Source organism: Nocardia sp. PLKS1-43 (assembly GCF_059510335.1).
This window is the reverse complement of record NZ_JCAJZQ010000005.1, coordinates 316,565-339,491: the sequence shown is the minus strand read 5'-3', so window position 1 is coordinate 339,491 and position 22,927 is coordinate 316,565. Positions and strand designations below refer to the sequence as shown.

At 69.1% G+C, this 22,927-nt stretch carries 23 protein-coding genes; 18 read left to right on the top strand and 5 right to left on the bottom strand.

Features of this window, described 5'->3' with window-relative positions:
- The first annotated feature begins 5 nt into the window (after positions 1–5).
- Positions 6–488, top strand: coding sequence for a hypothetical protein (locus AC5WS7_RS20950; RefSeq protein ID WP_495956237.1), 483 nt, complete (start codon positions 6–8; stop codon positions 486–488).
- Between the two features lie 7 nt (positions 489–495).
- On the opposite strand, the gene AC5WS7_RS20945 is transcribed toward AC5WS7_RS20950, so the two are convergent.
- On the bottom strand, positions 496–672 hold the full coding sequence (locus AC5WS7_RS20945) for a hypothetical protein (protein ID WP_495956236.1): 177 nt from the start codon (positions 670–672) through the stop codon (positions 496–498).
- A 96-nt stretch (positions 673–768) separates the two neighbouring features.
- On the opposite strand from AC5WS7_RS20945, the gene AC5WS7_RS20940 reads away from it, so the two are divergent.
- The 4 genes from AC5WS7_RS20940 to AC5WS7_RS20925 all read left to right on the top strand — a co-directional run bounded on the left by AC5WS7_RS20940 (position 769) and on the right by AC5WS7_RS20925 (position 4,816).
- A complete protein-coding gene (locus AC5WS7_RS20940; RefSeq protein WP_495956235.1) occupies positions 769–1,614 on the top strand; it encodes a glycoside hydrolase family protein in 846 nt (281 codons plus the stop codon).
- A gap of 417 nt (positions 1,615–2,031) precedes the next feature.
- Positions 2,032–3,510, top strand: a complete 1,479-nt coding sequence (locus AC5WS7_RS20935) for an FGGY-family carbohydrate kinase (RefSeq protein ID WP_495956234.1) — start codon at positions 2,032–2,034, stop codon at positions 3,508–3,510.
- 196 nt (positions 3,511–3,706) lie between these two features.
- On the top strand, positions 3,707–4,237 hold the full coding sequence (locus AC5WS7_RS20930) for an SRPBCC family protein (protein ID WP_495956233.1): 531 nt from the start codon (positions 3,707–3,709) through the stop codon (positions 4,235–4,237).
- 99 nt (positions 4,238–4,336) lie between these two features.
- On the top strand, positions 4,337–4,816 hold the full coding sequence (locus AC5WS7_RS20925) for a thioredoxin family protein (protein ID WP_495956232.1): 480 nt from the start codon (positions 4,337–4,339) through the stop codon (positions 4,814–4,816).
- On the opposite strand, the gene AC5WS7_RS20920 is transcribed toward AC5WS7_RS20925, so the two are convergent.
- Positions 4,777–6,222 carry an MFS transporter gene (locus AC5WS7_RS20920; RefSeq protein WP_495956231.1) on the bottom strand — a complete coding sequence of 482 codons (1,446 nt, stop codon included), beginning with the start codon at positions 6,220–6,222 and terminating at the stop codon, positions 4,777–4,779. The two genes, AC5WS7_RS20925 and AC5WS7_RS20920, sit on opposite strands and share 40 nt — an antisense overlap.
- A gap of 71 nt (positions 6,223–6,293) precedes the next feature.
- Here AC5WS7_RS20920 and AC5WS7_RS20915 point away from each other — a divergent pair, with 71 nt between their 5' ends.
- On the top strand, positions 6,294–7,292 hold the full coding sequence (locus tag AC5WS7_RS20915; RefSeq protein WP_495956230.1) for a GlxA family transcriptional regulator: 999 nt from the start codon (positions 6,294–6,296) through the stop codon (positions 7,290–7,292).
- A 28-nt stretch (positions 7,293–7,320) separates the two neighbouring features.
- Here the strand turns inward: AC5WS7_RS20915 and AC5WS7_RS20910 are convergent, their stop codons facing one another.
- Positions 7,321–8,352, bottom strand: a complete 1,032-nt coding sequence (locus AC5WS7_RS20910; protein ID WP_495956229.1) for a glycoside hydrolase family 172 protein — start codon at positions 8,350–8,352, stop codon at positions 7,321–7,323.
- A 127-nt stretch (positions 8,353–8,479) separates the two neighbouring features.
- Between AC5WS7_RS20910 and AC5WS7_RS20905 the strand changes: the two genes are divergently transcribed.
- Positions 8,480–9,001, top strand: coding sequence for a DinB family protein (locus AC5WS7_RS20905; protein ID WP_495956228.1), 522 nt, complete (start codon positions 8,480–8,482; stop codon positions 8,999–9,001).
- Positions 9,002–9,004: 3 nt separating this feature from the next.
- Here AC5WS7_RS20905 and AC5WS7_RS20900 read toward each other — a convergent pair whose 3' ends face one another.
- Entirely contained in the window at positions 9,005–11,308 is a 2,304-nt protein-coding gene (locus tag AC5WS7_RS20900; RefSeq protein WP_495956227.1) for a LuxR C-terminal-related transcriptional regulator, read from the bottom strand.
- Between the two features lie 153 nt (positions 11,309–11,461).
- Between AC5WS7_RS20900 and AC5WS7_RS20895 the strand changes: the two genes are divergently transcribed.
- The 3 genes from AC5WS7_RS20895 to AC5WS7_RS20885 are packed head-to-tail and all read left to right on the top strand — an operon-like array spanning position 11,462 to position 13,510.
- Positions 11,462–12,373, top strand: coding sequence for an LLM class F420-dependent oxidoreductase (locus tag AC5WS7_RS20895; protein ID WP_495956226.1), 912 nt, complete (start codon positions 11,462–11,464; stop codon positions 12,371–12,373).
- A 57-nt stretch (positions 12,374–12,430) separates the two neighbouring features.
- Positions 12,431–12,793 carry an MmcQ/YjbR family DNA-binding protein gene (locus AC5WS7_RS20890; RefSeq protein WP_495956441.1) on the top strand — a complete coding sequence of 121 codons (363 nt, stop codon included), beginning with the start codon at positions 12,431–12,433 and terminating at the stop codon, positions 12,791–12,793.
- A 51-nt stretch (positions 12,794–12,844) separates the two neighbouring features.
- Entirely contained in the window at positions 12,845–13,510 is a 666-nt protein-coding gene (locus AC5WS7_RS20885; protein WP_495956225.1) for a class I SAM-dependent methyltransferase, read from the top strand.
- Positions 13,511–13,515: 5 nt separating this feature from the next.
- On the opposite strand, the gene AC5WS7_RS20880 is transcribed toward AC5WS7_RS20885, so the two are convergent.
- On the bottom strand, positions 13,516–14,364 hold the full coding sequence (locus tag AC5WS7_RS20880) for an IclR family transcriptional regulator (RefSeq protein ID WP_495956224.1): 849 nt from the start codon (positions 14,362–14,364) through the stop codon (positions 13,516–13,518).
- A 638-nt stretch (positions 14,365–15,002) separates the two neighbouring features.
- Here AC5WS7_RS20880 and AC5WS7_RS20875 point away from each other — a divergent pair.
- From AC5WS7_RS20875 to AC5WS7_RS20840, 8 genes are all read left to right on the top strand, one after another.
- Positions 15,003–16,268 (top strand): glutamate-5-semialdehyde dehydrogenase, encoded by a 1,266-nt coding sequence (locus AC5WS7_RS20875; RefSeq protein WP_495956223.1) that lies wholly within the window; start codon positions 15,003–15,005, stop codon positions 16,266–16,268.
- Positions 16,269–16,412: 144 nt separating this feature from the next.
- Complete coding sequence (locus AC5WS7_RS20870) at positions 16,413–17,312, top strand: AAA family ATPase (protein ID WP_495956222.1); 900 nt, start codon at positions 16,413–16,415, stop codon at positions 17,310–17,312.
- On the top strand, positions 17,312–18,766 hold the full coding sequence (locus AC5WS7_RS20865; protein WP_495956221.1) for a vWA domain-containing protein: 1,455 nt from the start codon (positions 17,312–17,314) through the stop codon (positions 18,764–18,766). Before AC5WS7_RS20870 ends, AC5WS7_RS20865 begins: the two co-directional genes overlap by 1 nt.
- 62 nt (positions 18,767–18,828) lie before the next feature.
- Positions 18,829–20,820: a hypothetical protein gene (locus AC5WS7_RS20860; RefSeq protein ID WP_495956220.1), complete on the top strand. Its 1,992-nt coding sequence runs from the start codon at positions 18,829–18,831 to the stop codon at positions 20,818–20,820.
- A complete protein-coding gene (locus AC5WS7_RS20855) occupies positions 20,817–21,002 on the top strand; it encodes a hypothetical protein (RefSeq protein WP_495956219.1) in 186 nt (61 codons plus the stop codon). The genes AC5WS7_RS20860 and AC5WS7_RS20855 overlap by 4 nt, the downstream gene beginning before the upstream one ends.
- A gap of 82 nt (positions 21,003–21,084) precedes the next feature.
- Positions 21,085–21,732 (top strand): nicotinate-nucleotide adenylyltransferase, encoded by a 648-nt coding sequence (gene nadD / locus AC5WS7_RS20850; protein WP_495956218.1) that lies wholly within the window; start codon positions 21,085–21,087, stop codon positions 21,730–21,732.
- Entirely contained in the window at positions 21,729–22,121 is a 393-nt protein-coding gene (gene rsfS, locus AC5WS7_RS20845; RefSeq protein WP_495956217.1) for a ribosome silencing factor, read from the top strand. The genes nadD and rsfS overlap by 4 nt, the downstream gene beginning before the upstream one ends.
- 79 nt (positions 22,122–22,200) lie before the next feature.
- Complete coding sequence (locus tag AC5WS7_RS20840) at positions 22,201–22,860, top strand: histidine phosphatase family protein (RefSeq protein ID WP_495956216.1); 660 nt, start codon at positions 22,201–22,203, stop codon at positions 22,858–22,860.
- Positions 22,861–22,927 lie beyond the last annotated feature (67 nt).

Sequence of the window (22,927 nt, the reverse complement as noted above, 5' to 3'; positions counted from 1 at the left end):
GGGCGATGCCGAACAAGTTCGAGTCACCCCCGGGCTGGGCGCCACCCGGTGCGCAGTTCCAGAGCCGTGGCGTCACCGGCCGCACCGTGGCAGGTGTGCTGATCGCGCTGGTGGTGACGCCGATCGGTATCGCCTTCGCGGCCAAGGGCGGTGCGGATATCCGGTATTGGGTGATCATCGGCGGCGTCACGGACCGATGGACCGCGGCCGGTGAGATCATCGTCGGATCGGTGCTGTTGATGCTGGTGGCGGCGATGGCGGCGTTCTCCCCGGCGGGCACCTTCGCGGCCGGGCTGGTGTTCGGCGTGTTCCCGGGAATTCTGCACATCCTGTTCCCGGACGACACCTTCCGCCTGATCGGCGATCTACCGTCCATCGATTCCACCTGGCAGGTGGCGCTGCATTCCTGGGTCACCAACGGCTTCGCGCTGATATCCGGATTCATGCTGATGGGAGCGGGTTTCGCCGGGTTGATCCGCAGGCGTTGAAGCGAATTCAGGAATAGTCGCGAAAGCTCATCACGAATCCGGCGGCCGCGACCAGGAACAGCAGGACGTACGCGATCACCCGCAGCGCCGTGGTCGGCAGGTCGTGTACCCACAGTGCGCTGATGAAGGCGACCAGCATCATCAGCGTTCCCAGGAACGCTGTCCGGCGCGGATGTCCTGCCATGGTGACCGGGTACCCGCACAGGCGCTGATATCCCGCGACCCCGCGCGTACGGCGTGTCGGCGCGCGCCCGTTCAGCGGAGGCGGCACGGTAGCCGTATGCAGGTGACCGCAGGCCCGTTCCGACGCATCTACGATCCGAGTGACGGCGAGACGCATCCGTGGTATATCAACGACCACACCGTGATTCGCGATCGGGCCGGACTCTGGCACCTGTTCGGGATCACCCATCCGGAACCGGCCGACCCGTGGGACGAGACCCGGTTCGCACACGCCACCGCCGAACATCTGCTGGGGCCGTGGACGAAACAGGCGCCCGCGCTGGACGTGGACCGTGCGTACGGCGAGACGCACCTGTGGGCTCCGTACGTCGTCGACAGCGGCGCGGGCTACGCCATGTTCTACGACGGCGGGGGCGAGGACCGCACCGCGACCGCGATGAATCTGGCGACCTCAGCCGATCTGCGGAACTGGACACGTCATCCGCCCGGGCCGGTGTTCCGCGACGGCTACGACGCCCGCGATCCGATGCTGCTTCGCCTGGACGACCGCTGGGTGATGTACTACTGCGCGACCAGCGAACCGGCGGGCGGCAATCATGTGGTCGCCTACCGCACCAGTACCGATCTGGTGCACTGGAGCGAGCGCGCGGTCGCCTACACCGATCCGGCCACAGGCACCGGCGCCGGACCGACCGAATCGCCGTTCGTGCTGCGGCACAACGAATTCTGGTACCTATTCATCGGACCGCGCCCCGATTACCTCGGCACCGACGTCTTCCGCAGCACCGATCCGCTGCACTTCCGGATCCAGGATCGCGCCGGCCATATCGAGGCCCACGCCGCGGAGATAATCACCGACGGTGCCGACCGGTGGATCACCACGGCGGGTTGGGGGCAGGGCGGCGTCCACATAGCGCCTTTGTTTTTCGACGACCCGGTGTGAACTACCGCCTGTTGATCGGCCTACCTATCCGAGACCCCTCCATGCCGACGAATCGACGGGGTTCGATCGGATGTGCACGTTTGTCCTCCCGCGTCGTTGGTCCGAGGAGCGGTCGGCACGTACCCGCTCATCGCGGGGGTCGCGGTGAGTGTCGATACTGCCGCCGACACCTGGGCGGGCTGAACTTCCCGGTGTGCGCCTGCCATGACTCGTCGGTCGACCTGGGCAGCGCGCCGTCGAACGGGTACGAAAGCCGAATGTCACGCGAGGTATCCGTCGGATGGAATCCGTGCGAGTTCGGTGAATCGCGGTCGGTCGAGCCGCGGACCTGTAATTCTGGTGGCGTCGACGATACGCCCGCACCGGGGGCTGGACCGCCGTGACGCGTCCGGGCGAGCGAGGAAGGGGAGCGCGCTGATGTTTCTCGGGATCGATATCGGCACCTCCGGTTCCAAGGGTGTGCTGATCACCACTGACGGTACGGTGGCTGCGAGATCCGAACGGGCCCACGGTATTTCGACGCCGCACCCCGGTTGGGTCGAGCACGACGCGGAGACGGTGTGGTGGGCCGACTTCGTCGCGATCACCCGCGAACTGCTCGACGCGGCGGGATCGGAGTCCGTGGACGGGCTGGCGGTCAGCGGTATCGGCCCGTGCCTGCTGCCCGCCGACGCCGAGGGCGCTGCGCTCCGTCCGGCCGTCCTCTACGGCGTCGACACCCGCGCAACCGTCGAAATAGCGGAACTGCGCGCGGAATTCGGTGCGGAACAGGTGCTTTCACGTGCGGGTTCGCCGCTCACCAGTCAAGCGGTCGGGCCGAAGGTGCGCTGGCTGGCGCGGCACGAACCCGATGTCTACGCGCGCACCCGGATGCTGCTGATGGCGAGTTCCTTTCTGGTGCACCGGCTCACCGGTCGCTACGTACTCGACCACCAGTCGGCGAGCCAGTGCGTGCCGATGTACGACCTGCATCGGTGCGAATGGGCAACGGATTGGGCGGATTCGGTCGCGCCCGGACTTGAATTGCCCGAATTGTTCTGGCCCACAGAGATTGTCGGCCGGGTTACGCGAGACGCGGCCGCCGCCACCGGCCTTCCGGCCGGTCTACCGGTCACCGCCGGCACCATCGACGCCTGGGCCGAGGCCACCAGCGTGGGGGTGCGCGCGCCCGGCGACGCCATGGTCATGTACGGCACCACCATGTTCCTGGTGCAGGTGCTGACCGATCCGCGCCCGCATCCGGGTCTGTGGGGAACGTGCGGAACCTGGCCCGGCACATACACTCTCGCGGCCGGGATGGCCACCTCCGGCGCGGTGACCGACTGGTTGCGCCGCCTGGTCGGCGGGGATTTCGCCGATCTGGTCGCCGAGGCGGGTGCGGTGCCGCCGGGCAGTCGCGGGCTGATCATGCTGCCCTATTTCGCCGGTGAACGCACGCCGCTGTTCGATCCGGATGCGCGCGGCATCGTCGCGGGCCTGACCCTGGCTCACGGCCGTGCCGAGCTCTACCGCGCGGCGCTCGAGGGGATCGGCTACGGCGTGCGCCACAACCTGGAGGCGATGGCCGAGGCCGGTGGCCGGGCGCGCCGGCTCGTCGCGGTCGGGGGCGGTACGAAGGGCGGTCTGTGGACGCGGATCGTCTCCGATATCACCGGATTGCCGCAACAACTCCCGGCCGAGACCGTCGGAGCCTGCCTCGGTGACGCCATGCTCGCCGCCGAGGCGGCGGGTGTGGACACGGCCGGATGGAATCCGGTGGTGACCACGGTGGAGCCCGACCCGGCGCACACCGAGCGGTACGCGCAGTACTACCAGCACTACCGTGCGCTGTACGAATCCACCCGCGACACAGCGCATTTCCTGGCAGCAGAGCAGCACCGCACTGCCGCACGGTGACCTCGCGCCGCCGAGCGTCGCGGCGTCCGCCCCGCTCGGTGCGTTTTCGCCACTGCCGCGCGCGAGGTGTCGAACCTGCCATCTCCCGAAAGCCTTGCGATCTCGATATGGAATGTATGCTCTAATACGATATAGAGGGAACATTCCATATCGACACCGGCCGCACCCGCAGGCGCGACCGAGAGGGTGATTCACGATGGCTGTGCTCAATATCCACACTCGCCGCATTTCGGCGCCCGCGGCGCAGGCGGGAGCCCTGCTCGATACCCTCGCCGGACCCGGCGACCGGCTCTGGCCAGGTGATGTGTGGCCACCGCTGGTTCTGGACCGGCCGCTGTCGGCGGGCGCGTCCGGCGGTCACGGCGTCGTCCGTTACACGGTGCAGGGGTATCAGCCGGGTAGCTGGCTGAACTGCAAGTTCGATCGGGTCTTCGGCAGCACGGGTGTCGTTGGCTTCCATGAATTCCTGGTACTCGACGAGGGCGGCGAGACGCTGCTGGTTCACCAGTTGGCGGCGCGGCTGAGCGGCCGGTTCCGGCTGATCTGGCCGTTGGCCGTGCGCTGGTTGCACGATGCGCTGATCGAGGATCTGCTCGATCGCGCCGAATTGGAGCTCACCGGGTCCGTGCGCACCCCGGCGCACTGGAACCGATATGTCCGGCTGCTGCGCGCGGCGTTCGGCCGGACCGGGACTTCCGCGCCTCGGACCGCAGCTCACGCGGTGTAGCGTGGCGGTCCGGGACGGGTGTCCCGGACAGTGACGTGGCCCGGGATTCGTGAAAGAATCCGAAACCATGCAGGCGAGTTGTGATATCGGGAGGGCCGCATGCCGACGCAGGCGCTGACTGAGCAGAATTTCCAGCAGGTCGTCTCGCGCGGCGGCATCGTTCTGGTGGACTTCTGGGCGACCTGGTGCGGATGGTGCACCAGATTCGCGCCGGTGTACGAGGAGTCCTCTCGTATGCACCCGGATATCGTGCACGCCACCGTCGATGCCGACGCCGAACAGCAGTTGGCGGCCGTCGCGCAGGTCAGCAGTCTGCCGACCCTGATCGCCTTCCGCGACGGCCTGCCGGTCTACTCCGAGCCCGGTTTCAAGACCTCCGAACAACTGGAAAACGTTGTGCAGGAGATCATGTGGCTGAATATGGACGAGGTCCGGCGCGAATTGATCCGGCAGAACCCGGAACTGGCGAACGCTCCGGAGATGGCTCAGCAGAACCAACCCGCCGGCCGCGGCGCGGGACTCGCCGACGGACCGCTCCGCTACGGCTGGCCCGGTCTGCGGGGCGCGGTACTGTTCTGAGCCGGTGCTCCGGGCCGGTATGCCAGCCCGGCGACGGCGGCGAGCACGCCGACCGCCACCATGTACCCCCATCCGGCGCGGTACTCGCTGAGCCCGGGAACGACCGCACGGGCCAGGATCGCGGTCAGAATCGCTACGCCCAGTGCGGAACTGGTCTGCCGTGCCATCATCAACGTTCCCGAACCCAGGGAGAGCTGGTCGGCGGGCAGCAGCGCCGAGGCTCCGAACAGCGGCGGTTGCAGCAGTGCGGTGCTGGCCCCGGCGAGGATCGCGCCGGGCAGGAACGTGACCGGATACGACGTGGTGAGTCCGGCCGTGACGATCCACCATGCCGCGCCCAGTGCGATGGTCGCCCCGCCCAGTGCGGCGCAGGCTCGCGCGCCGATCCGGGCCACGAGCCGTCCGGACAGTGGTGAGAGCACCAGGCAGCTGATCGGAATCGGCGCGATGCCCAGGCTCGCGTGCAGCTGCGAGTAGTGCCACTGCTGGGTCAGGAACAGCGTGGCCTCGAGCACGAGGGCGGCGAAGGCCAGGTAATAGGCGAAGACCCCGGCCGTCGCGATGCGAAATTGTTTGTGCCGCAACACCGCCGGACTCACCACCGGATCCGGGTGACGTCGCACGTGCCGGCCGAACGCGCCCGCGAACACCAGGGCGGCCAGCAGGGCTCCCAGCGTGGCGGGCGAGGTGTATCCCCAGTCCGATGCCTGGACGAAGACGGTGGTCAACGCGGCGGTGGCGGCGAGAATCAGTGTCGCGCCGAACAAGTCGAGTTTTCGTCCGGCCTGACCGCGAATATCGGGCAGCACGCGCAGCCCGACTACGAAGGCCGCCACCGTGAACGGGATGTTGAGCAGGAAGATCCAGCGCCATCCGGCCTGTAACAGCAGTCCGCCGATCACCGGCCCGCTGCCCGCGCCGGCGGCGGCGATCGCGGTCCAGATTCCCATCACGGTCGGGTGTTCTCGGGTATCGAACGAGGGCAGGACCAGTCCGAGTCCGGTCGGCACCAGCAGGGCCGCCGCGATGGCCTGCACGATTCGGGCGGCGATGAGCGCGCCCAGGCCGGGCGCGGCCGCGCAGGCGACCGATGCCAGCCCGAAAAGCGCTATGCCGAGCAGGAATCCGCGCTTGCGGCCGGTGTCGTCGGCCAGGCGCCCGGCGGGCACGAGCAGTGCGGCCATGACGATCGTGTAGGCGTTGAGCACCCAGGACACCGTGCTCGCCGATGCGTGACCGAACGAGGTCTGCAGGGTCGGGAAGGCGACCGTGACGGCGAAAAGGTCCAGGATGGCCAGGTATTGGGCGACGGCCGCGACCGCGAGCACGCGCCATCGGCTCGGTGATGCGGCCAGGGATATGGGCTCTGCCGAAGCAGTCCCTTCGAGACTGGCGGAAACAATCATGAATGCAACTATCCAGCCACTGACCAACCGCAACCAGTGGCAGAATTGACAATATGCGCTAGATTACCGACATGACCGATCGTCGTGAATGGACCATCGCCATCGCTGTCGCCCCGGGGCAGCCGCTGTTCGAGGTGGCGATTCCGTATCAGGTGTTCTTCGAGCCGCCGCCCGGCGTCGACGCCGCGGACTGGTACGACCTGCGGTTGTGCGGTCCGCGCGGGACTCGCCATGCGACGCTTCGTGATCCGTTCGTCACGCTCACCGATTACGACTACGACGACATGCTCACCGCCGGAACCGTCATCGTGCCCAGCACACCCGACGTCCGGCAGGATCCGCCCGCCGAATTGGTCGAGGCCGTGCGCGCGGCCCACGCGGCCGGAGCGCGCATCGTCGCGCTGTGCTCGGGCGCCTTCGTCCTGGCCGCGGCGGGACTGCTCGACGGCCGGCGGATGACCACGCATTGGAAGCACGTCGATGTGCTGCTGGATCGGTTTCCCGGCATGGACGTCGACCCGTCGGTGCTCTACATCGATGACGGCCGCATCCTCACCAGCGCGGGCACGATGGCGGGGATGGATCTGTGTATTCACCTGGTACGCAAGGATCTCGGCTCACGTATCGCCAACGCCGTGGCCCGGAATCTGGTGGTCCCGCCGCATCGCGCGGGCGGCCAGGCGCAATTCCTGGCCGCACCGGTGCCCGCCGCGGCGACCGCCCCCGGGCTCACCGCGACCCTGCAATGGGCACTGGAACGGCTGGACGTCGCGCTCACCGTCGGCGATCTGGCCAAGCGGGCGGGGATGAGTGAGCGGACCCTGGCCCGCCGCTTCCACGCCGAGCTCGGTGTCACACCGCTGCGATGGCTGCTCACCCAGCGGTTGATCCGGGCGCGAGAGCTGTTGGAGACCACCGACTTTCCCGTGGACGTCGTCGCCGAACGCTGCGGTCTGGGCAGTGCGGCGAACCTGCGCGCGCACTTCGGCCGGGAGGTGGGCGTCGCGCCCAGCGAGTACCGGCGCTCGCACCGCTCCGACCGGCACGAGGTGGTTACCGCCGACTCCTGAAACATCGTGCCGGGCAGCGGTTTCCGGATCAGAAGGTATGCCTGCGCCCGGTCACCGATCGATGCTGGTACCACCAGGAGGTGGTGGCCACCTGGGCCCCCTCCAGCGGCAGATATCGGCCCCCCTCACGCCAGCCGAGCGCTTGCAGCGTGACACGCAGACTCCGGTCGAAGCAGATCGGATCCCGTACATGCCAGCGGTACATGCCGAATCGCTGCTCCGGCTCGTAGATCCGGTCCGGCGGCAGCACCTGCACCAGGCCGAGGTAGGGCGTGGAGTAGGTGTGGTAGGCGCCCTGCATATCGAAATTCCATGCGCCGCCGAAGAAATCCTCGGTGCCGGTGCCGCAGATGGTCGGGAATTCGGTGTCACCGTCGAGATAGAACTTCATCTCGCCCTCACCCCACCAGCCCGGTGCGTTGGGCACGATCGCCAGATAGGTGCCGACATAGCGGCCCGGACCCGGAATATCCTCCAGCACAGTGTGGATCGCCGGATTGCCCAGCGGATCGCTGTGCCGCCGCCGCACGTGCAGGTAGCCCGCCGAGCGCGGCACATCCTGTTCCAGATAGGTGATCTGGTAGTAGACCGGCACAGAGCGGTCGCCGCCGTTGTGCAGTGTGAAGCGGGCCCGCGCGCGAAAGGGCATGGGCCAGAAGCTGTTCAGCCCGCCCGCCGGGGCGACCACCACCATTTCCGAATTCACCTGTGCCAACTCGTCCCAGGCATTGCAGAAGAACGAACCGAGCGGCACCTCGACGGCCGGTTCGGCATCGTTGTCCCAGTGGACCCGCAGCGTCATCTCGTTCAGCAGGGCGCGGTCGGTGGTGAGCCAGAAGTGCCGGACCACACCGGGGCCCGCGACGTCGGCCAGGGTGGCGGTTTCGCCGGGCGCGAGGTCTATCGACGGCGATACCTTCCACCCGATGCCCAGTTCCGCGGCCGCATGTGCGCCCGTGCCCTCCGTCGCGCGCCCGCCGCCGCCCGGCGCTCCGGTCGGGTTCTCCGGGCTGATGGAGCGGGTCCGCGCCTGATCGATCCGCCATATCTCGTGCACCATCGCGATTTTTGCACGCCGACCGAGGGTCGCGGGGGTAATTCGGCGTCGTCGGTGATCCGCATTCCGCCCGCCGGGACGCGCGGGAATTCGGTGTCCCCCCGACGACCGGTGGCTTAGCCTCGCACTCATGACATGGACCGCCCCGGAGATAGTGCGACCCCGTCAACTCCTGGTGGGGTCCGAGCGCTCGATGCTGCAGGCGATGCTCGACCAACAGCGCACGACACTGCTGTGCAAATGCCATGGCCTGACCGCCGACCAGTTGGTGATCCGCAGCGTCGAACCGTCCTCGATGTCGCTGCTGGGCCTGATCAGGCATATGACCGAGGTGGAGCGAGCCTGGTTCCGGCGGCGCGCCGGACGGCAGGACGTGGCGTACCAGCACACCACGGAGCAGAACCAGGACGGCGATTTCGACGACGTCGACACCAGCCGGGCGGCCGGCGATTTCGCCCTGTACCGCACCGAGATCGAACTGTGCGATGCCGCGGTCGCCGGCCTCGCGCTGGACGACACCTTCGTCCACTCGCGCACCGGCCGCCAGATCAGCCTGCGCTGGGTCTACCTGCACATGATCGAGGAATACGCCCGCCACAACGGTCACGCGGATCTGCTGCGCGAGCGCATCGACGGCGTGACCGGCGAATAGCTCTCACAGGCCGTGATCGCGCGCCCAGGCCGCGACCTGGGTGCGTGAGGTGAAACCGAGCTTGGTCAGGATGTGCTCGACGTGGGTTTCCGCGGTGCGTACCGAGATCACCAGATCCGCGGCGATGCGTTTATTACTGTGACCGGCCGCGATCAGCCGGGTGACGTCCTTCTCCCTGCGGGTGAGCACGTCGGTGGCCGCGTCGTCGGCCGGTATGGGGCGCAACGGTTTCGGCGCGGGCTGCGCGGAGTCGGTGGCACGGCCCAACGCGTAGTCGATGGCGGCGGGTAGCGACAGTGCCGCACCGCTGTCGTACGCCTCGCGAAAACCCTTCTCGCCCAACTCCTCCAGTACGCGGACGCGTACCTTCTCACCGACCGCGGTGGCGATGGCGTGGGCAAGACGCACCGTGTCGCGTTGCAGGGTCTGCGCGGCCCCCATCAGCCGGGCCGCGCGCACCATATCGCCGCGAGCCGCCGCGGACCAGGCCATACCGTCGAATGCGGAGGCCAGCCAGATACATCGGTCGAATTCGGCGAACATCTCCACCGCGCGGCTCATGTACGCCGCGGCCGCGTCCTGATTGCCGTGCCGCCAGTGGTCCACGCCGACCGTCCACAGCGCGAGGCCGCCGAGCAGGTGCACGCCGTGCCGCTCGGTCAGCGCCCGCAGGGTTTCGGCGATCACGGTCGATCGGTCGTCCTCGAGCAGGGTGGCGCACATGAAACCGAATGAGAGACTGTCCATTTCGGTGGTGGTGTGCCCGGCGTCGCGGGCCAGGGCGGCGGCCTGCTCGGCCATCGCCAGCGCGCGGCGGGTGTCCCCGTCGGTGAACGCGATCAAGGCGCAGTCGAGCCGATTCTCGGCCAGGATGTCCGCCGCGCCCAGTTCCGTGGCCAGCGCGAGACTCTCCTCGACGAATCCGGCCGCGGATTCGCGATCGGAAAGCAGCGCGGCCAGCGACGCCGCCGAGGACAGTCCGCGCGCCCGCGCGGGCGAGGCGGTCGCCGGGATCCGCATCAGCGCGTCGGTGAGCCAGCGGCGGCCCTCGGACAGGAAGCGGTAGTGCTCCCAGTACGGGCGCAGCGCCGTCGCGGTCTCCAGTGCCAGGTGCGGCGCATCGGACATCGAGAACCGCAGCGCCGAACGGAGATTCGCGTGTTCCCGGGACAGGTCCCGGAACCAGGCCACATCGTCCGGGCCGCAGTAGGCGCGTGGTCCGCGCATCGCCAGGCGGTGATAGTGGTCACGATGCCGCGCCCGCACGGCCGACTCCGCACCGGACTCGACCAGCCGGTCGTGGCCGAACTGCCGAATCGGTTCCAGCATCGAATATCTGGCCTTCTCGCCGTCCTGACGCAGCAGCAGCACCGACTTGTCCACCAGCCCGGTCAGCGTGCCGACGATATCCGCGCCGGGCAGCGCGCAGACCGCCTCCGCGGCGTCGATGTCCAGGCCGCCGGCGAAGACCGAGAGTTGTTGCCACAGTTCCTGTTCGGCGTCCGTGCACAGCTGATAGCTCCAGCGAATGGCGCCCTCGATGGTGCGCTGTCGTCCCGGCGCGGTGCGCGGTCCGGTGTTGAGCAGGGTCATCGTGTCATCGAGCCGGTCCAGAATCTGGGCGGGGGTGAAGACCCGAAAACGCAAGGCCGCCAACTCGAGTGCCAGCGGCATCCCGTCCAGTCGGCGGCAGATGGCGGCGAGTGTCGCGCGGTTGGCGGGGGTGCTGGCGAAGCCGGGATCGACCGCACGGGCCCGTTCGACCAGCAGCCGCACCGCATCGCTGTCGCCCGCCGGATCCTCGGGCTCGCGCTCCCGGCCGACCGGCAGCGGCGGCACCGGCATCACCTGTTCGCCCGCGATCCCCAGCACCTCACGGCTGGTCGCGACGACCGCTACCGCCGGGGTCGCGGTGACGATGCGCTCGGCCAGTTCGGCACAGGCGTCGACGAGATGCTCGCAGTTGTCCAGGATCAGCAGCAACCGTTGGCCGACAAGGAATTCCAGCAGCCGCGGCAGTGGATCGGTGGTGTCGTCTCCCAGGTGCAACGCCTCGGCCACGCTCAGTGTCACCAGCTCCGGATCGCGCACATCGGCGAGTTCGACCAGCCAGACCCCATCGCGGAAGGCGCGTGCGACCGATGCGCCGAGTTGCCTGGACAGCCGCGTCTTACCCACACCGCCCGGACCGAGCAGCGTCAGCACTCGTGTGGTCGACAGCAGCCGCTTCGCGGCGGCCAGTTCGTCGTGTCGGCCGACGAAGCTGGTGACCTCGGCGGGAAGGTTCCCGCTGACACGCCGCGCCATATCCGCCACACTAGCGCGTGCCCGGACCGGCGGATCCGGCCTCGCGGCGAACCGGCTGCCGGACGCGAACGCGGCGGGCATAGGCTTGCCGACGCGTGTTCCGCAGCACACCGGAACACGAGCGAGAAGCATCGACGACCGAGGAGGCCCGCTGTGCGGATCGGCATCCTGTTGAACGAACCGACCGGACCCGACGGCCTGCGCGGCCTGACCGACGAGCTGCGCCGCGCCGCGGACGAGGGCTTCAACTCCGCCTGGATGTCGCACATCTTCGGGGTGGACGCACTCACCGCGCTGGCCGTGGCCGGCAGCCGAGTTCCGGGGATCGATATCGGAACCGGTGTCGTGCCGAGCTATCCGCGGCACCCAGGTGCGCTGGCCCAGCAGGCGCGCACCACCGCGCTCGCGGTCGGTCCGGGACGCCTCACGCTCGGCGTCGGCCTGTCCCACAAGGTCGTGATCGAGAACATGTTCGGGTACAGCTTCGAGCGTCCCGCCCGGCATATGCGCGAGTATCTGTCGGTGTTGACGCCGCTGCTCGAGCACCAGCCGGTCTCGTTCACCGGCGAGACGGTGCGGGCCAATCTGGCGCTGTCGGTGCCGGACGAGGGGCGCGTCCCGGTGCTGCTCGCCGCGATGGGCCCGGCGATGCTGAGGCTCGCGGGCGCGGCGACCGACGGCACCGTGCTCTGGATGACCGGTCCGGCAACCGTCCGTGACCATGTCGCACCGGCGATAACCGCCGCCGCGGCCGAGGCGGGACGCCCCGCGCCGCGGGTGGTGTGCCCGCTGCCGGTGTGTGTCACCGACGACGTGGAGGCGGCCCGCAAGCGCGCGGCCGAGGTCTTCGCCGTCTACGGTTCGCTGCCCTCGTACCGGGCGATGATGGATCGCGAGGGTGCCGAGGGACCGGCGGATCTGGCCATCATCGGGTCGGAAGATCATGTCGCCGAACGTATTCGGGCCATCTTCGCCGCGGGCGCCACGGAGTTCGTCGGGGCGGTGTTCGTCGGCGGCCAGGATGCGGTCCGCACCCGGGCCCTGCTGGCCGGACTCGCGGATTGACCCGTGCCCAGGTCGCGGCGCGCTCGGGTCGACGACGTGCACGAGCTGGCACTGGCCATGCCGCACGTCACGGTCGAATACGGCCCGCTGGAGAACCCGGTCTACCAGGTCGGGCGCAAGTCGTTCATCTTCTTCCGGACACCGCGCCCGGACGCGGTCGATCCGGAAACCGGTGAGCGCTACCCGGACGTGATCGTGATCTGGGTCCCGTCCGAGTCCGACAAGCTGGCGTTGATCCAGGGTCCGGACTCGCCCTGGTTCAGCACCCCGCATTTCGACGGGCATACCTCCGTCCTGGTGCGAGCGTCCCGGATCGGCGAACTCCGCCTGGACGAGCTGCGCGAGATCGTGCAGGACGCCTGGTTGTCCCGGGCCTCGGCGGCGCGCGGCAAGCGCTGGCTGGCCGAAAACCGGCTGTAGCAGAGCATGATCGGTTGACCTGCACCGAGGTTGAGGTTGCAGGCTGGATCCATGACACAGCCCGCAGAGTTCTGGAACACCGTCTACGACAACGACACCGCCCCCTGGGTGATCGGGGAGCCGCAGCCGCAGGTGCTGGCCTCGGAACGGGAGGGCTGGATCCGCGGCCGCGTTCTGGACCCCGGCTGCGGCGCGGGCGAGCACACCATCGCGCTGACCGCACTCGGCTACGACGTACTCGGTGTGGATCTGTCGCCCAGCGCCGTGGCCTACGCGCGCGCCAACGCCGAGCGCAAGGGCGTGCCCGGTGCGCGCTTCGAACTCGCCGATATGGTCGCGATCGGCGGTGATCCCGGCCTCGCGGCCGGCCTGGGCGTCTTCGACACGATCCTGGACAGTGCGCTGTTCCACGTCTTCCGGGAGGATCCGCGGGCTCGGGCCGCCTACGTGAACGCCCTGCACACGTTGTGCGCGCCGGGCGGGCGGGTACTCCTGCTGGCGCTTTCGGACGCCGAGCCCGGATTCGGCCCGCGCATCGGTGACGGCATGATCCGCGAATCATTCGGCGCGGGATGGGAATTGGAGGATCTGCGGCCCGCGCGTTATCGCGGCCGGATCACCAGCGCCCTGCCGCCCGAGGCCGTCGAGGGCGTGCGGTCCGACTCGGATGGGAACGTCGAGACCGCCGCCTGGTCGGCGCGGATAGCGCGCCGCTGACCGGGTCAGCGACTCCGCGGACGTTTCGGGAACAGGGCCCGCCCGGCCTCGTGCGCGACCTCGAGCACGACGCGGGCGAGCCGGTCGAATCCCATCGCGTCGGCCGGGCCGGTGAGCGACAGTGCCGCCGGCGCCGCACCGCGCACACGCACGGGTGCTGCGACACAGGCGATTCCGGCCACCGCCTCCTCGTGATCGATCGCCACGCCCTGGCGGAGCCGGATGCGGTCGAGTTCGCGGCGCAGCGCGTCGGGCTCGCAGACCGTGCGCGCGGTCAGGCGCATCGGGCGGGTCCGGACCACGGATTCGGCGATGGGCGGCTCCAGCGTCGCGAGCATCGCCTTGCCCAGAGCCGTCGCGTGCGCGGGCATCCGGCCGCCGAGCCGGCTCGGCAGCGCGGCGGCGAACCGGCCGCCGACCTTGTCCAGATAGACCACCTCGCGGCCGTCCAGTACGGCCAGATGGCCGACCAGGCCGGTGCGCTGGACCAATTCGTGCAGCAGCGGGCCGACCGTATCGCGGGTCTCGTTGTGATCTGCGGCCAGTCCGCCCAGTTCCAGGGTGCGCATACCCAGCCGGTAGCCGCCGGAGGTGTGCGCGAGCCAGCGCAGCCGGATCATCTGGTCCAGGATCCGATGCACGGTCGATCGTGGGAGTCCGGTCCGCTCGACGATTTCCAGCAGCGTCAGCGCCGGGGTCGCGGCGTCGAACGCGTCCAGAATCAGCGTCATCCGCTCGATCATCGACACCGGGGTCGGCCGGGGCACGGCGTTCGCCGAGTGCCGGCCGGACTCGGTCGCGGGGCCGTGGGCGGGTATGGCGCCTTCGGCGACGGGCGGCGCGGTGGCGGTCATATGTTCCTCCGTTGGCTCATATGCGGTCTCGAAGTCCGTGGACCGGGCATCCTCGGGTTGCCTATCGGTATTACCAGTCACAGTGGCCCCTCGCCGCGGGATGGCGAATCGGTGGAACTACGTATCTTCCAGTGATTCGTCCCGGTCACCGGGGTTACGTATTGACCGGCGCCCGCGCCCGCTCGCTCGTCAGTTCGTACTGTGGGCCGCTGGCCGCTGCGGTGCCCGACGGGGCAGCAGGGTGCCGTTGCGTGCCGCGGCCGGACCGGGCAGGCCGTGAGTATCGCGTCGCCGAGCATGATGATCATCGGCAGGGTCCGGATGCCCGCCGCATCGCGCAGCGAATGGCCAACAGCGCCAACGGGATTCGCCAGCTCGCATGCCGGAATCACCCGCAGCGATGACGTCGGGCACCGCGCGGTGCGGTGCGGGACCCCGGCCATGTCCCGTTCTGCATACCCGCCTGCAGCTGATCCAGTACGGCATCCACGGTCGATCCGGTCGCCACCGGCGTCAGCTCCACGATAGGGCCTGCTGCCAGATGCCGGACATCTCGGGAACGGGCGTCCGGTCGCGGCAATGGTCCGCCCGGGGGAGGCCCGGGTGGCATGTATCACCCGGTCAGTACCCTGGTCGACATGACAGCTAGCACTGCGACCGGTCTCGACGATGTCCGCACGGCGGTGCGCGACGCGGCTCGCCGGGCCCGGGTGGCCGCGCGCGCACTCGCCCGGCTGACCACCGCCGAGAAGAACGACGCGCTGCAGGCCTGCGCCGACGCGCTGCTGGCCGCCGCAGAGCCGGTGCTGGCGGCCAATGCCGAGGACATCGAGGCCGCCCGCGCGGACGGCACCGGCGAGTCGCTGCTGGACCGGCTGCGCCTGACCTCCGCCCGGATCGACGGAATCGCGGCGGGCCTGCGTCAGGTCGCGGGCCTGCCCGATCCGGTCGGCGTGGTGATCCGCGGCTCGACCCTGCCCAACGGGCTCGAGCTCCGCCAGGTGCGGGTGCCGCTCGGTGTGGTCGGCATGGTCTACGAGGCGCGGCCGAACGTCACGGTCGACGCCTTCGGCCTGGCGCTCAAATCCGGTAACGCGGCGCTGCTGCGCGGCTCCTCCTCGGCTGCGCGCTCGAATGCCGCACTGGTCGAGGTGCTGCGCGATGCGCTTGTCGCACAGGGGCTTCCGGCCGACGCGGTGCAATTGCTGCCCAGCCACGACCGCTCCAGCGTCACCCATCTGATCCAGGCGCGCGGCCTGGTCGACGTGGTGATCCCGCGCGGCGGCGCGGGCCTGATCGAGGCCGTCGTCCGGGACGCGCAGGTGCCCACCATCGAGACCGGCACCGGCAACTGCCACGTCTACGTGCACTCCGCCGCGGATCTGGATATGGCCGAGTCGATCCTGCTCAATGCCAAGACCCGGCGGCCGAGCGTATGCAATACCGCCGAGACGGTGCTGATCGATCGCGCCGTCGCGGACACCGCGGTGCCCCGCCTGATCGGCGCGCTGGAGCAGGCCGGCGTCACCGTGCACGGTGACCTGCCGGGGCTGGTGCCCGCCACCGAGGAGGATTGGGCGCAGGAGTATCTGTCACTGGATATCGCGCTGCGGGTCGTCGATGACCTGGACGCGGCCGTCGAGCACATCGACCGGTGGGGCACCGGCCACACCGAGGCCATCGTCACCGCGGATCTGCGCGCGGCGCGCGAATTCACCGAACGGGTGGACGCGGCGGCGGTGATGGTGAACGCGTCCACCGCGTTCACCGACGGCGAGCAGTTCGGCTTCGGTGCGGAGATCGGCATCTCCACCCAGAAATTGCACGCCCGCGGCCCGATGGGCCTGCCCGAACTCACCTCCACCAAATGGATCGTGTGGGGGGACGGCCAGACCAGGGCCTGAGGTGGTGGATACCGCGTCTCGGCCGGTAACTTACCGCAGAGTAAGGTTACCGATCGGTAGTCCGCGTTTGTACGGTATACAGTCGAGGGGCGGCCGATAGGCCGATGGGACTGGCAGCCCACGTCGCAAGGATGGAGTCCAACGGTGCAGACCCCGGTGCACGAACCGATCTTCGCGTCGGTCGAGGATGTGATCTCCCGCCTCGCCGCGACCGGCTACCTGGCGGACAAGGCGACCGCGACCTCGGTGTTCCTCGCCGATCGTCTCGGCAAACCACTGCTCATCGAAGGTCCGGCCGGTGTCGGCAAGACCGAGCTGTCCCGCGCGGTCGCGCAGGTCGCGGGCGCGGAACTGGTGCGGCTGCAGTGCTACGAGGGCATCGACGAGGCGCGGGCACTGTACGAGTGGAACCACGCCAAGCAGATCCTGCGGATCCAGGCCGGAGCCGCCGGCGCCGAGCCGGGCACCGCCGAGAACGGTTGGGCGGAAACGAAATCCGACGTCTTCAGCGAGGAATTCCTGCTCTCGCGCCCACTGCTGACCGCGATCCGGCGCAATGACCCGACGGTGCTGCTGATCGACGAGGCGGACAAGGCCGACGTCGAGATCGAGGGCCTGATGCTCGAGGTGCTCAGCGATTTCGCGGTCACCGTCCCGGAACTGGGCACCATCACCGCCACCCGCACCCCGTTCGTGGTGTTGACCTCCAACGCCACCCGCGAGCTGTCCGAGGCGCTCAAACGCCGCTGCCTCTACTTGCACATCGACTTCCCGGACGAGGAGCTCGAACGTCGCATCCTGGCCAGCCGGGTGCCCGAGCTGAAGCCCGCGGTCGCCGCGCAGCTGGTCCGGATCGTGCATGTGCTGCGCGGTATGCAGCTCAAGAAGCTGCCCTCGGTGGCGGAGTCGATCGACTGGGGCCGCACACTGCTGGCCCTGGGCCTGAAGGATCTGGACGACAGGTCCGTGCGCGCCACCCTCGGCGTGGTGCTCAAACATCACAGCGATCACCAGCGCGCGCTGGCCGAGCTGAAGCTGGCCTGATGTTCGGCGGCGGATCCCGGACGCCCGGGGCGGCTCGGCCACCCGCCGACCTCCCGGACGCCGCGCCGCACGGGCTGTCCGGACATCTGGTCGGCTTCGTGGAGGCATTGCGCGCCAGGGGGATTCCGGTCGGGCCCTCCGAGACGGTGGACGCCGGACAGGTCATCGCGGTACTGGACCTGATGGACCGCGAGATGGTGCGCGAGGGTCTGGCCTGTGCGCTGCTGCGCCGCCCCGCGCAACGCGCCACCTTCGACGGCCTGTTCGACCTGTGGTTCCCCGCCGCGCTCGGCGAGCGCACCGGTGCGGACGAAGTGGAGATTCCGCGCCGGCCCGACGGTGAGGTCGACCTTCTCGAACTCCGGAAGATGCTGGCCGAGTTGCTCGTCACCGATCCCTCGGCCGAGCGGACCCGGCAGTTGCAGCAGCTCGCCGCGCAGATGGTCGAGCAGATGGGACAGTATCGGTCGGCCAACGGCCCGTCGTTCTCCGCCTATCAGACGCTCAAGGACGTACAGCCCGAACTGCTGGTGAGCAAGCTGCTCGCGGGGTTGGCAGCGGGAGTGGACGATTCGGATTTCGGCTCGGAGATCGCACGGCGCGCGGCGCGGGAACGGGTGAAGGAGTTCCGCGGCGCCGTCGAGGCGGAGACCCGGCGCCGGGTGGCCGAGCGGATCGGCCGCGAGCGCGTCGCCACCTACGGCGTGCAGCGCCAGGCCGAGGACGCGGATTTCCTGCGCATCTCCGAGAACGAACTGGCCGAGTTGCGGCGCAGCAGTCAGCGGCTGGCCCGGGTACTGGCCTCTCGGCTGGCCGCCCGCCGTCGCCGCGCCCGGCGCGGGGAGATCGATCTGCGCAGAACCTTGCGCCGGTCGATGTCCACCGGCGGGGTGCCGATCGATCTCGTCTCGCGCAAACCACGTCCCGGACGCCCGGATCTGGTTCTGCTGTGCGATATCTCGGGTTCGGTGGCCGGATTCTCCAGTTTCACCATGCTGCTGGTGAACGCGTTGCGGGAACAGTTCTCCCGGGTGCGGATCTTCGCGTTCGTGGATCGCGCCGACGAGGTGACGCACCTGTTCGACCAGGTGACGCCGCTGGATCAGGTGACCCGGCGGATCTTCACCGAGACGAAGGTGGTGGGTTTCGAGGGCCATTCCGATTACGGCGCGGCACTGGACGGATTTGCCGAGCAGTGGCCGGACGCGGTGACCAGCCGCACTTCGCTGTTGATTCTCGGCGACGCGCGCACCAACTATCGCGATCCGGCCCTGGATACCCTGCGGCGGCTCGCCGATACCGCCAAACACGCGTATTGGCTCAATCCCGAGGCGGAAAAAGCTTGGGGCACGGGTGATTCCGCGGCTCACAAGTACGCGGAGATCGTCGAGATGTACGAATGCCGGTCGGCCCGGCAGTTGACCGCCGTGGTCGGGGGACTGCTGCCGATCTGAGCTGCGGGCGACCATTAGCTTTTGTTAAGCGCACCCCATGAGCGGGTCGCGATCATCCACGCATGGATTCGGCGGAGATCAGGCACGCACTCACCCGTGTCCGCACGGCGCCCGCGGGCCGTGATCGCGCTCGGTGCCTGGAAGATCTCGCCTCGGCCGCGCGCGTCGGCGCGGACCGCGCCGTGGAGGCGGAGGTGCTGCTGGACCTGGTGCAGGCGTATACGTATGCGGGAGAACGAGATCTGGCGCCGATCGCCATCGTCCGGCTGTTGCGCATCCTCGACGAGCATCCCGACGCCGTCGCGGAGCTGTCCCGCTCGGTGCACTGGTACTTGAAATGGATGACCAGCGACCTGATCGACAATCCGGCCGTTCCGCTGGGGATCGTCCACCGTTGGTTCGATGATCTCGAAAACCGCTATCGCACAGCGGGTTACAGTCTTCGTCCGGTACTGAAACTGCGATCGATCCTGGCCCGCGATCTCGGCGAGTACGGCGAGGCCGTGCGCCTGCGCACCCTCGCGCTGGCCGCGCCGCGTGACGAGATGACCGACTGTGAGGCGTGCGAATCCCATTGGGCCGGAACGTTGTCGGTGTGCATCGGACAGGATCCCGACGCGCTGCGCCGGTGGGCTCCGGTGCTGGAGGGCAGGCGGCGGTGCGCGCACGAGCCGCACCGGGTTCGCGCCGACGCGCTGCTGCCGCTGGTGCGCACCGCGGCCTTCGACGCGGCCCGCGCGGCGCATCTGACCGGATACCCGCTGGTCGAAGGCGTTCCCGGACTACGGCACGCGGTGGCGCGGCACATCGAGTTCTGTGCCCTGACCGGTAACGAGGCCCGCGGTCTGGACATCCTGCGCGAGCACGCCGGCTGGCTGACCGACAGGGGCGCGGATGCGAATCTGCGGTTGGAATTCCTCACCGGCGTCTGCGTACTGCTGCGGCGGTTGGTGGAACTGGGTCGCGGTGACGTGCGCGTCGGCGAGAGCGCGGCCGCGGCGATATCGGAGACGCTCACCGCGGAGGTCGACGGGCTATGCGCCCGGTTCGACGCCCGCAACGGCACCGATTCGATCGGTGCGGTCGTTCGCGCACGACTGCGCAGCGCGCCGCTCGTGGACCACCTGCCGCTCGGTGTTCGCGCCGCGGCGGAGCTGCGCAGCCCGGTCCGGCCCGCCGCTCGTACGGCGGGATCCGGGCAGCGCCACGCGACCGAACAGCTGGCCGAATGGGCCGTCGCCCGCCTGGCCGTGGACCCCGCCGGAGCCGAGCGGCGGCTGCGCCGGGCACTCGAGGCCGGGGCGTCGACACTGCCAGCCGAGCACCTGGCTCGTTTGAGTTCGCTTCTGGTGACCGCGATCTCGGGGCAGTCCCGTCGCGAATCCGCCCTGGCCGATGCGGCGCTCGTCGCGGCCTGGCGGTGGGAGCCGCTCTCGGCGGCGGACGCGTTGCATCACACTCTGGTCGCGGCGCGGGCCTACCATCGCGCGGACCGTCACGGCGAGGCCGCCGCGCTGTTCGAGCAGCCGCTGTCCCTGGAGTCCGGTTCCTCCGGACGATCTGCGCCCGGCACCGCGATTCCCTACCCACCGGCCGAGATCGCCGTGATCCGTAGGCAATTCGGTGAATCGCTCAACGCGCTGAACCGATACCGCGACGCCGCGGCGCAATTCGCCGAGGCCGCCCGGCTGATCCAGAACGATCCGCGGCAGCGCGAGCTGGTCGCGGACCTGGTGCACGCCGAGGCCGCGGCCCTGTCGGTGTGCGGCCGCGACGCCGACGCCCTGACCGCATATCTGCGCGCCGCGGATCTCTTCGCGGAGCTGGACCGGATCGGTCCGCGCGCCCGCAGTCTGCGTTCGGCGGCGTGGCTGCAGTTCTGGGGCGGGGAATCGGTCGCGGCCGACCCGCGCGTCGGACTGGCCACCATGCGGGCTCTGCTGGAAGATTTGCAGCGGCTCGCCCGGACCGCGGCCTCCCCGGAAGTACGCGGCGAACTCCTGCAGACCCGCCGACAACTCGACACGATGCGAGAGGAGGCGAGCGCGATATGACCCGACGGGTCCCGCTGGCGGCTCTGGTTCTGGTGGTCCTCGCGGTGGTCGCCGCATGTCTATGGGCCGGATCCCGATCGGCCTCCTGCACCGCCGCCGAGACCGGCCGCCACCACCGCACCTCCGTGGTCCGAGTCGAACGTTGTGCCGCGGCCGGTTTCAAGTCGCTGGTGCGTCGCTGAGTGCCGTGCTGCGCTCGCACCGCCGCCTGCGGCGGGCGGTGGTGACACGCCCGGGTGACCTCGCCCAGTAAGCTCGGCAGCCGTGCAGGAAACTCCTCGGCGAAAACTGGGCGTGATGGGCGGAACTTTCGATCCCGTCCACCACGGGCACCTGGTCGCCGCCAGCGAGGTCGCGCATCGTTTCGACCTCGACGAGGTGATCTTCGTCCCCACCGGCGAGCCGTGGCAGAAGTCCGGTAAACAGGTGAGCCCGGCCGAGGATCGCTATCTCATGACGGTCATCGCCACCGCGTCCAATCCGCGATTCTCGGTCAGCCGTGCGGACATCGACCGCGGCAAGGTCACCTACACCGTCGATACCCTGCGCGACCTGAAACAACAGCATCCCGGCGCGGAGCTGTACTTCATCACCGGTGCGGACGCACTGGCCAACATCCTCACGTGGCAGGATTGGGCGGAACTGTTCGAACTGGCGAAGTTCGTCGGGGTGAGCCGTCCGGGATACGACCTGAACACCGATCACCTGGAGAAGCATCTGCGGGACAGCCCGCCCGATGCGGTGACCGTGATCGAGATCCCGGCGCTGGCGATCTCCTCGAGTGAGTGCCGTCGCCGGGCTGCCGAGGGCAGGCCGGTGTGGTACCTCGTGCCGGACGGGGTCGTGCAATACATATCGAAGCGGCATCTGTACGTGCCGGTAGGGAACGGGAAGGTGGGCCGGGCGCAATGACAGCATCCGCCGAAGCGGTGCAGATGGCACAGGTGGCCGCGCGTGCCGCCGACGAGAAGCTGGCCACCGATGTGGTCGTGCTCGACGTGTCCGAGCAGTTGGTGATCACGGACTGCTTCGTCATCGCGTCCGCGCCCAACGAACGGCAGGTCAACGCCATCGTCGACGCCGTCGAGGAGAAGTTGCGCCTGGCCGGGCACAAACCGGTGCGCCGGGAGGGCACCCGGGAGGGGCGCTGGGTGCTGTTGGACTACGTCGAGGTGGTGGTGCACATCCAGCACAGCGACGAGCGCGATTTCTATGGGCTGGAACGGCTTTGGAAGGATTGCCCGCAGGTGCCGGTCGAGGGGGTCGGCGAGGCCCGGACGGCGGACGGATCGCCCGAGTGACGGACGGACCCGCGGCGGCGTGGCCGAGCACGCGCCGCCCGGTGGCAGGCTGGGGCGTCGGAGACGGATACGGATACAGATGACTAAGCACGTCGGCGTTCGCCGGTTGATCCTGCTGCGGCACGGCCAGACCGAATGGAATGCTGCCGACCGCATGCAGGGCCAGTACGACACCGATCTGAGCGAGCTCGGCCGTCGGCAGGCCAAGGATGCGGCCCGGGAGCTGATGGGAGTCGAGCCGATCGCGCTGCTCTCCTCGGACCTGCGTCGCGCGTTCGACACCGCGGCCGCTCTGGCCGATCACAGCGATCTGGACGTGGTGCCCGATCAGCGGCTGCGCGAAACCGGCCTGGGCGAGTGGGAGGGGCTCACTCATCTCGAGGTGGACGCCCGATATCCGGGCGCCCGCCAGCAGTGGCGGCTCGATGCGTCGTTCACCCCGCCGGGCGGCGAGAGCAAGCTCGAGGTCGGTGCGCGATCACTGCCGGTGGTGCGCGAATTGTTCGCCGCGCGTTCCGACTGGCCCGGCCGTACCATCATCCTCGTCGCGCACGGCGGGTTGATCGCGGCCCTGACCGCCGCGCTGCTCGAGCTGCCTGCGGCGAACTGGCCCGTCCTGGGTGGACTGGCGAATACCAGCTGGGTGCAGCTCAGCAGTCACGGTCCGAGCATCGAGCGCCCCGGGTGGCGGCTGGATGTATGGAACGCGGCGGCGAAGGTAGCACCTGATGTCCTCTGAGAAACCCACCCCGAACGACCGGGACGAGACGACCCGGCAGGTGTCGGACGAATTGCTGCGCAAGGCG

Bases quoted from the DNA above. Each gene is read 5' to 3' on its own strand.
- AC5WS7_RS20860 (WP_495956220.1), top strand. From the start codon at position 18,829: ATGGATTCGGCGGAGATCAGGCACGCACTCACCCGTGTCCGCACGGCG.
- AC5WS7_RS20840 (WP_495956216.1), top strand. From the start codon at position 22,201: ATGACTAAGCACGTCGGCGTTCGCCGGTTGATCCTGCTGCGGCACGGC.
- AC5WS7_RS20925 (WP_495956232.1), top strand. From the start codon at position 4,337: ATGCCGACGCAGGCGCTGACTGAGCAGAATTTCCAGCAGGTCGTCTCG.
- AC5WS7_RS20890 (WP_495956441.1), top strand. From the start codon at position 12,431: ATGCCGCACGTCACGGTCGAATACGGCCCGCTGGAGAACCCGGTCTAC.
- AC5WS7_RS20950 (WP_495956237.1), top strand. From the start codon at position 6: ATGCCGAACAAGTTCGAGTCACCCCCGGGCTGGGCGCCACCCGGTGCG.
- AC5WS7_RS20920 (WP_495956231.1), bottom strand. From the start codon at position 6,222: ATGATTGTTTCCGCCAGTCTCGAAGGGACTGCTTCGGCAGAGCCCATA.
- AC5WS7_RS20875 (WP_495956223.1), top strand. From the start codon at position 15,003: ATGACAGCTAGCACTGCGACCGGTCTCGACGATGTCCGCACGGCGGTG.
- AC5WS7_RS20945 (WP_495956236.1), bottom strand. From the start codon at position 672: ATGGCAGGACATCCGCGCCGGACAGCGTTCCTGGGAACGCTGATGATG.
- rsfS (WP_495956217.1), top strand. From the start codon at position 21,729: ATGACAGCATCCGCCGAAGCGGTGCAGATGGCACAGGTGGCCGCGCGT.
- AC5WS7_RS20935 (WP_495956234.1), top strand. From the start codon at position 2,032: ATGTTTCTCGGGATCGATATCGGCACCTCCGGTTCCAAGGGTGTGCTG.
- AC5WS7_RS20900 (WP_495956227.1), bottom strand. From the start codon at position 11,308: ATGGCGCGGCGTGTCAGCGGGAACCTTCCCGCCGAGGTCACCAGCTTC.
- AC5WS7_RS20910 (WP_495956229.1), bottom strand. From the start codon at position 8,352: ATGGTGCACGAGATATGGCGGATCGATCAGGCGCGGACCCGCTCCATC.
- AC5WS7_RS20885 (WP_495956225.1), top strand. From the start codon at position 12,845: ATGACACAGCCCGCAGAGTTCTGGAACACCGTCTACGACAACGACACC.
- AC5WS7_RS20905 (WP_495956228.1), top strand. From the start codon at position 8,480: ATGACATGGACCGCCCCGGAGATAGTGCGACCCCGTCAACTCCTGGTG.
- AC5WS7_RS20915 (WP_495956230.1), top strand. From the start codon at position 6,294: ATGACCGATCGTCGTGAATGGACCATCGCCATCGCTGTCGCCCCGGGG.
- AC5WS7_RS20930 (WP_495956233.1), top strand. From the start codon at position 3,707: ATGGCTGTGCTCAATATCCACACTCGCCGCATTTCGGCGCCCGCGGCG.
- AC5WS7_RS20880 (WP_495956224.1), bottom strand. From the start codon at position 14,364: ATGACCGCCACCGCGCCGCCCGTCGCCGAAGGCGCCATACCCGCCCAC.
- AC5WS7_RS20865 (WP_495956221.1), top strand. From the start codon at position 17,312: ATGTTCGGCGGCGGATCCCGGACGCCCGGGGCGGCTCGGCCACCCGCC.
- AC5WS7_RS20940 (WP_495956235.1), top strand. From the start codon at position 769: ATGCAGGTGACCGCAGGCCCGTTCCGACGCATCTACGATCCGAGTGAC.
- AC5WS7_RS20855 (WP_495956219.1), top strand. From the start codon at position 20,817: ATGACCCGACGGGTCCCGCTGGCGGCTCTGGTTCTGGTGGTCCTCGCG.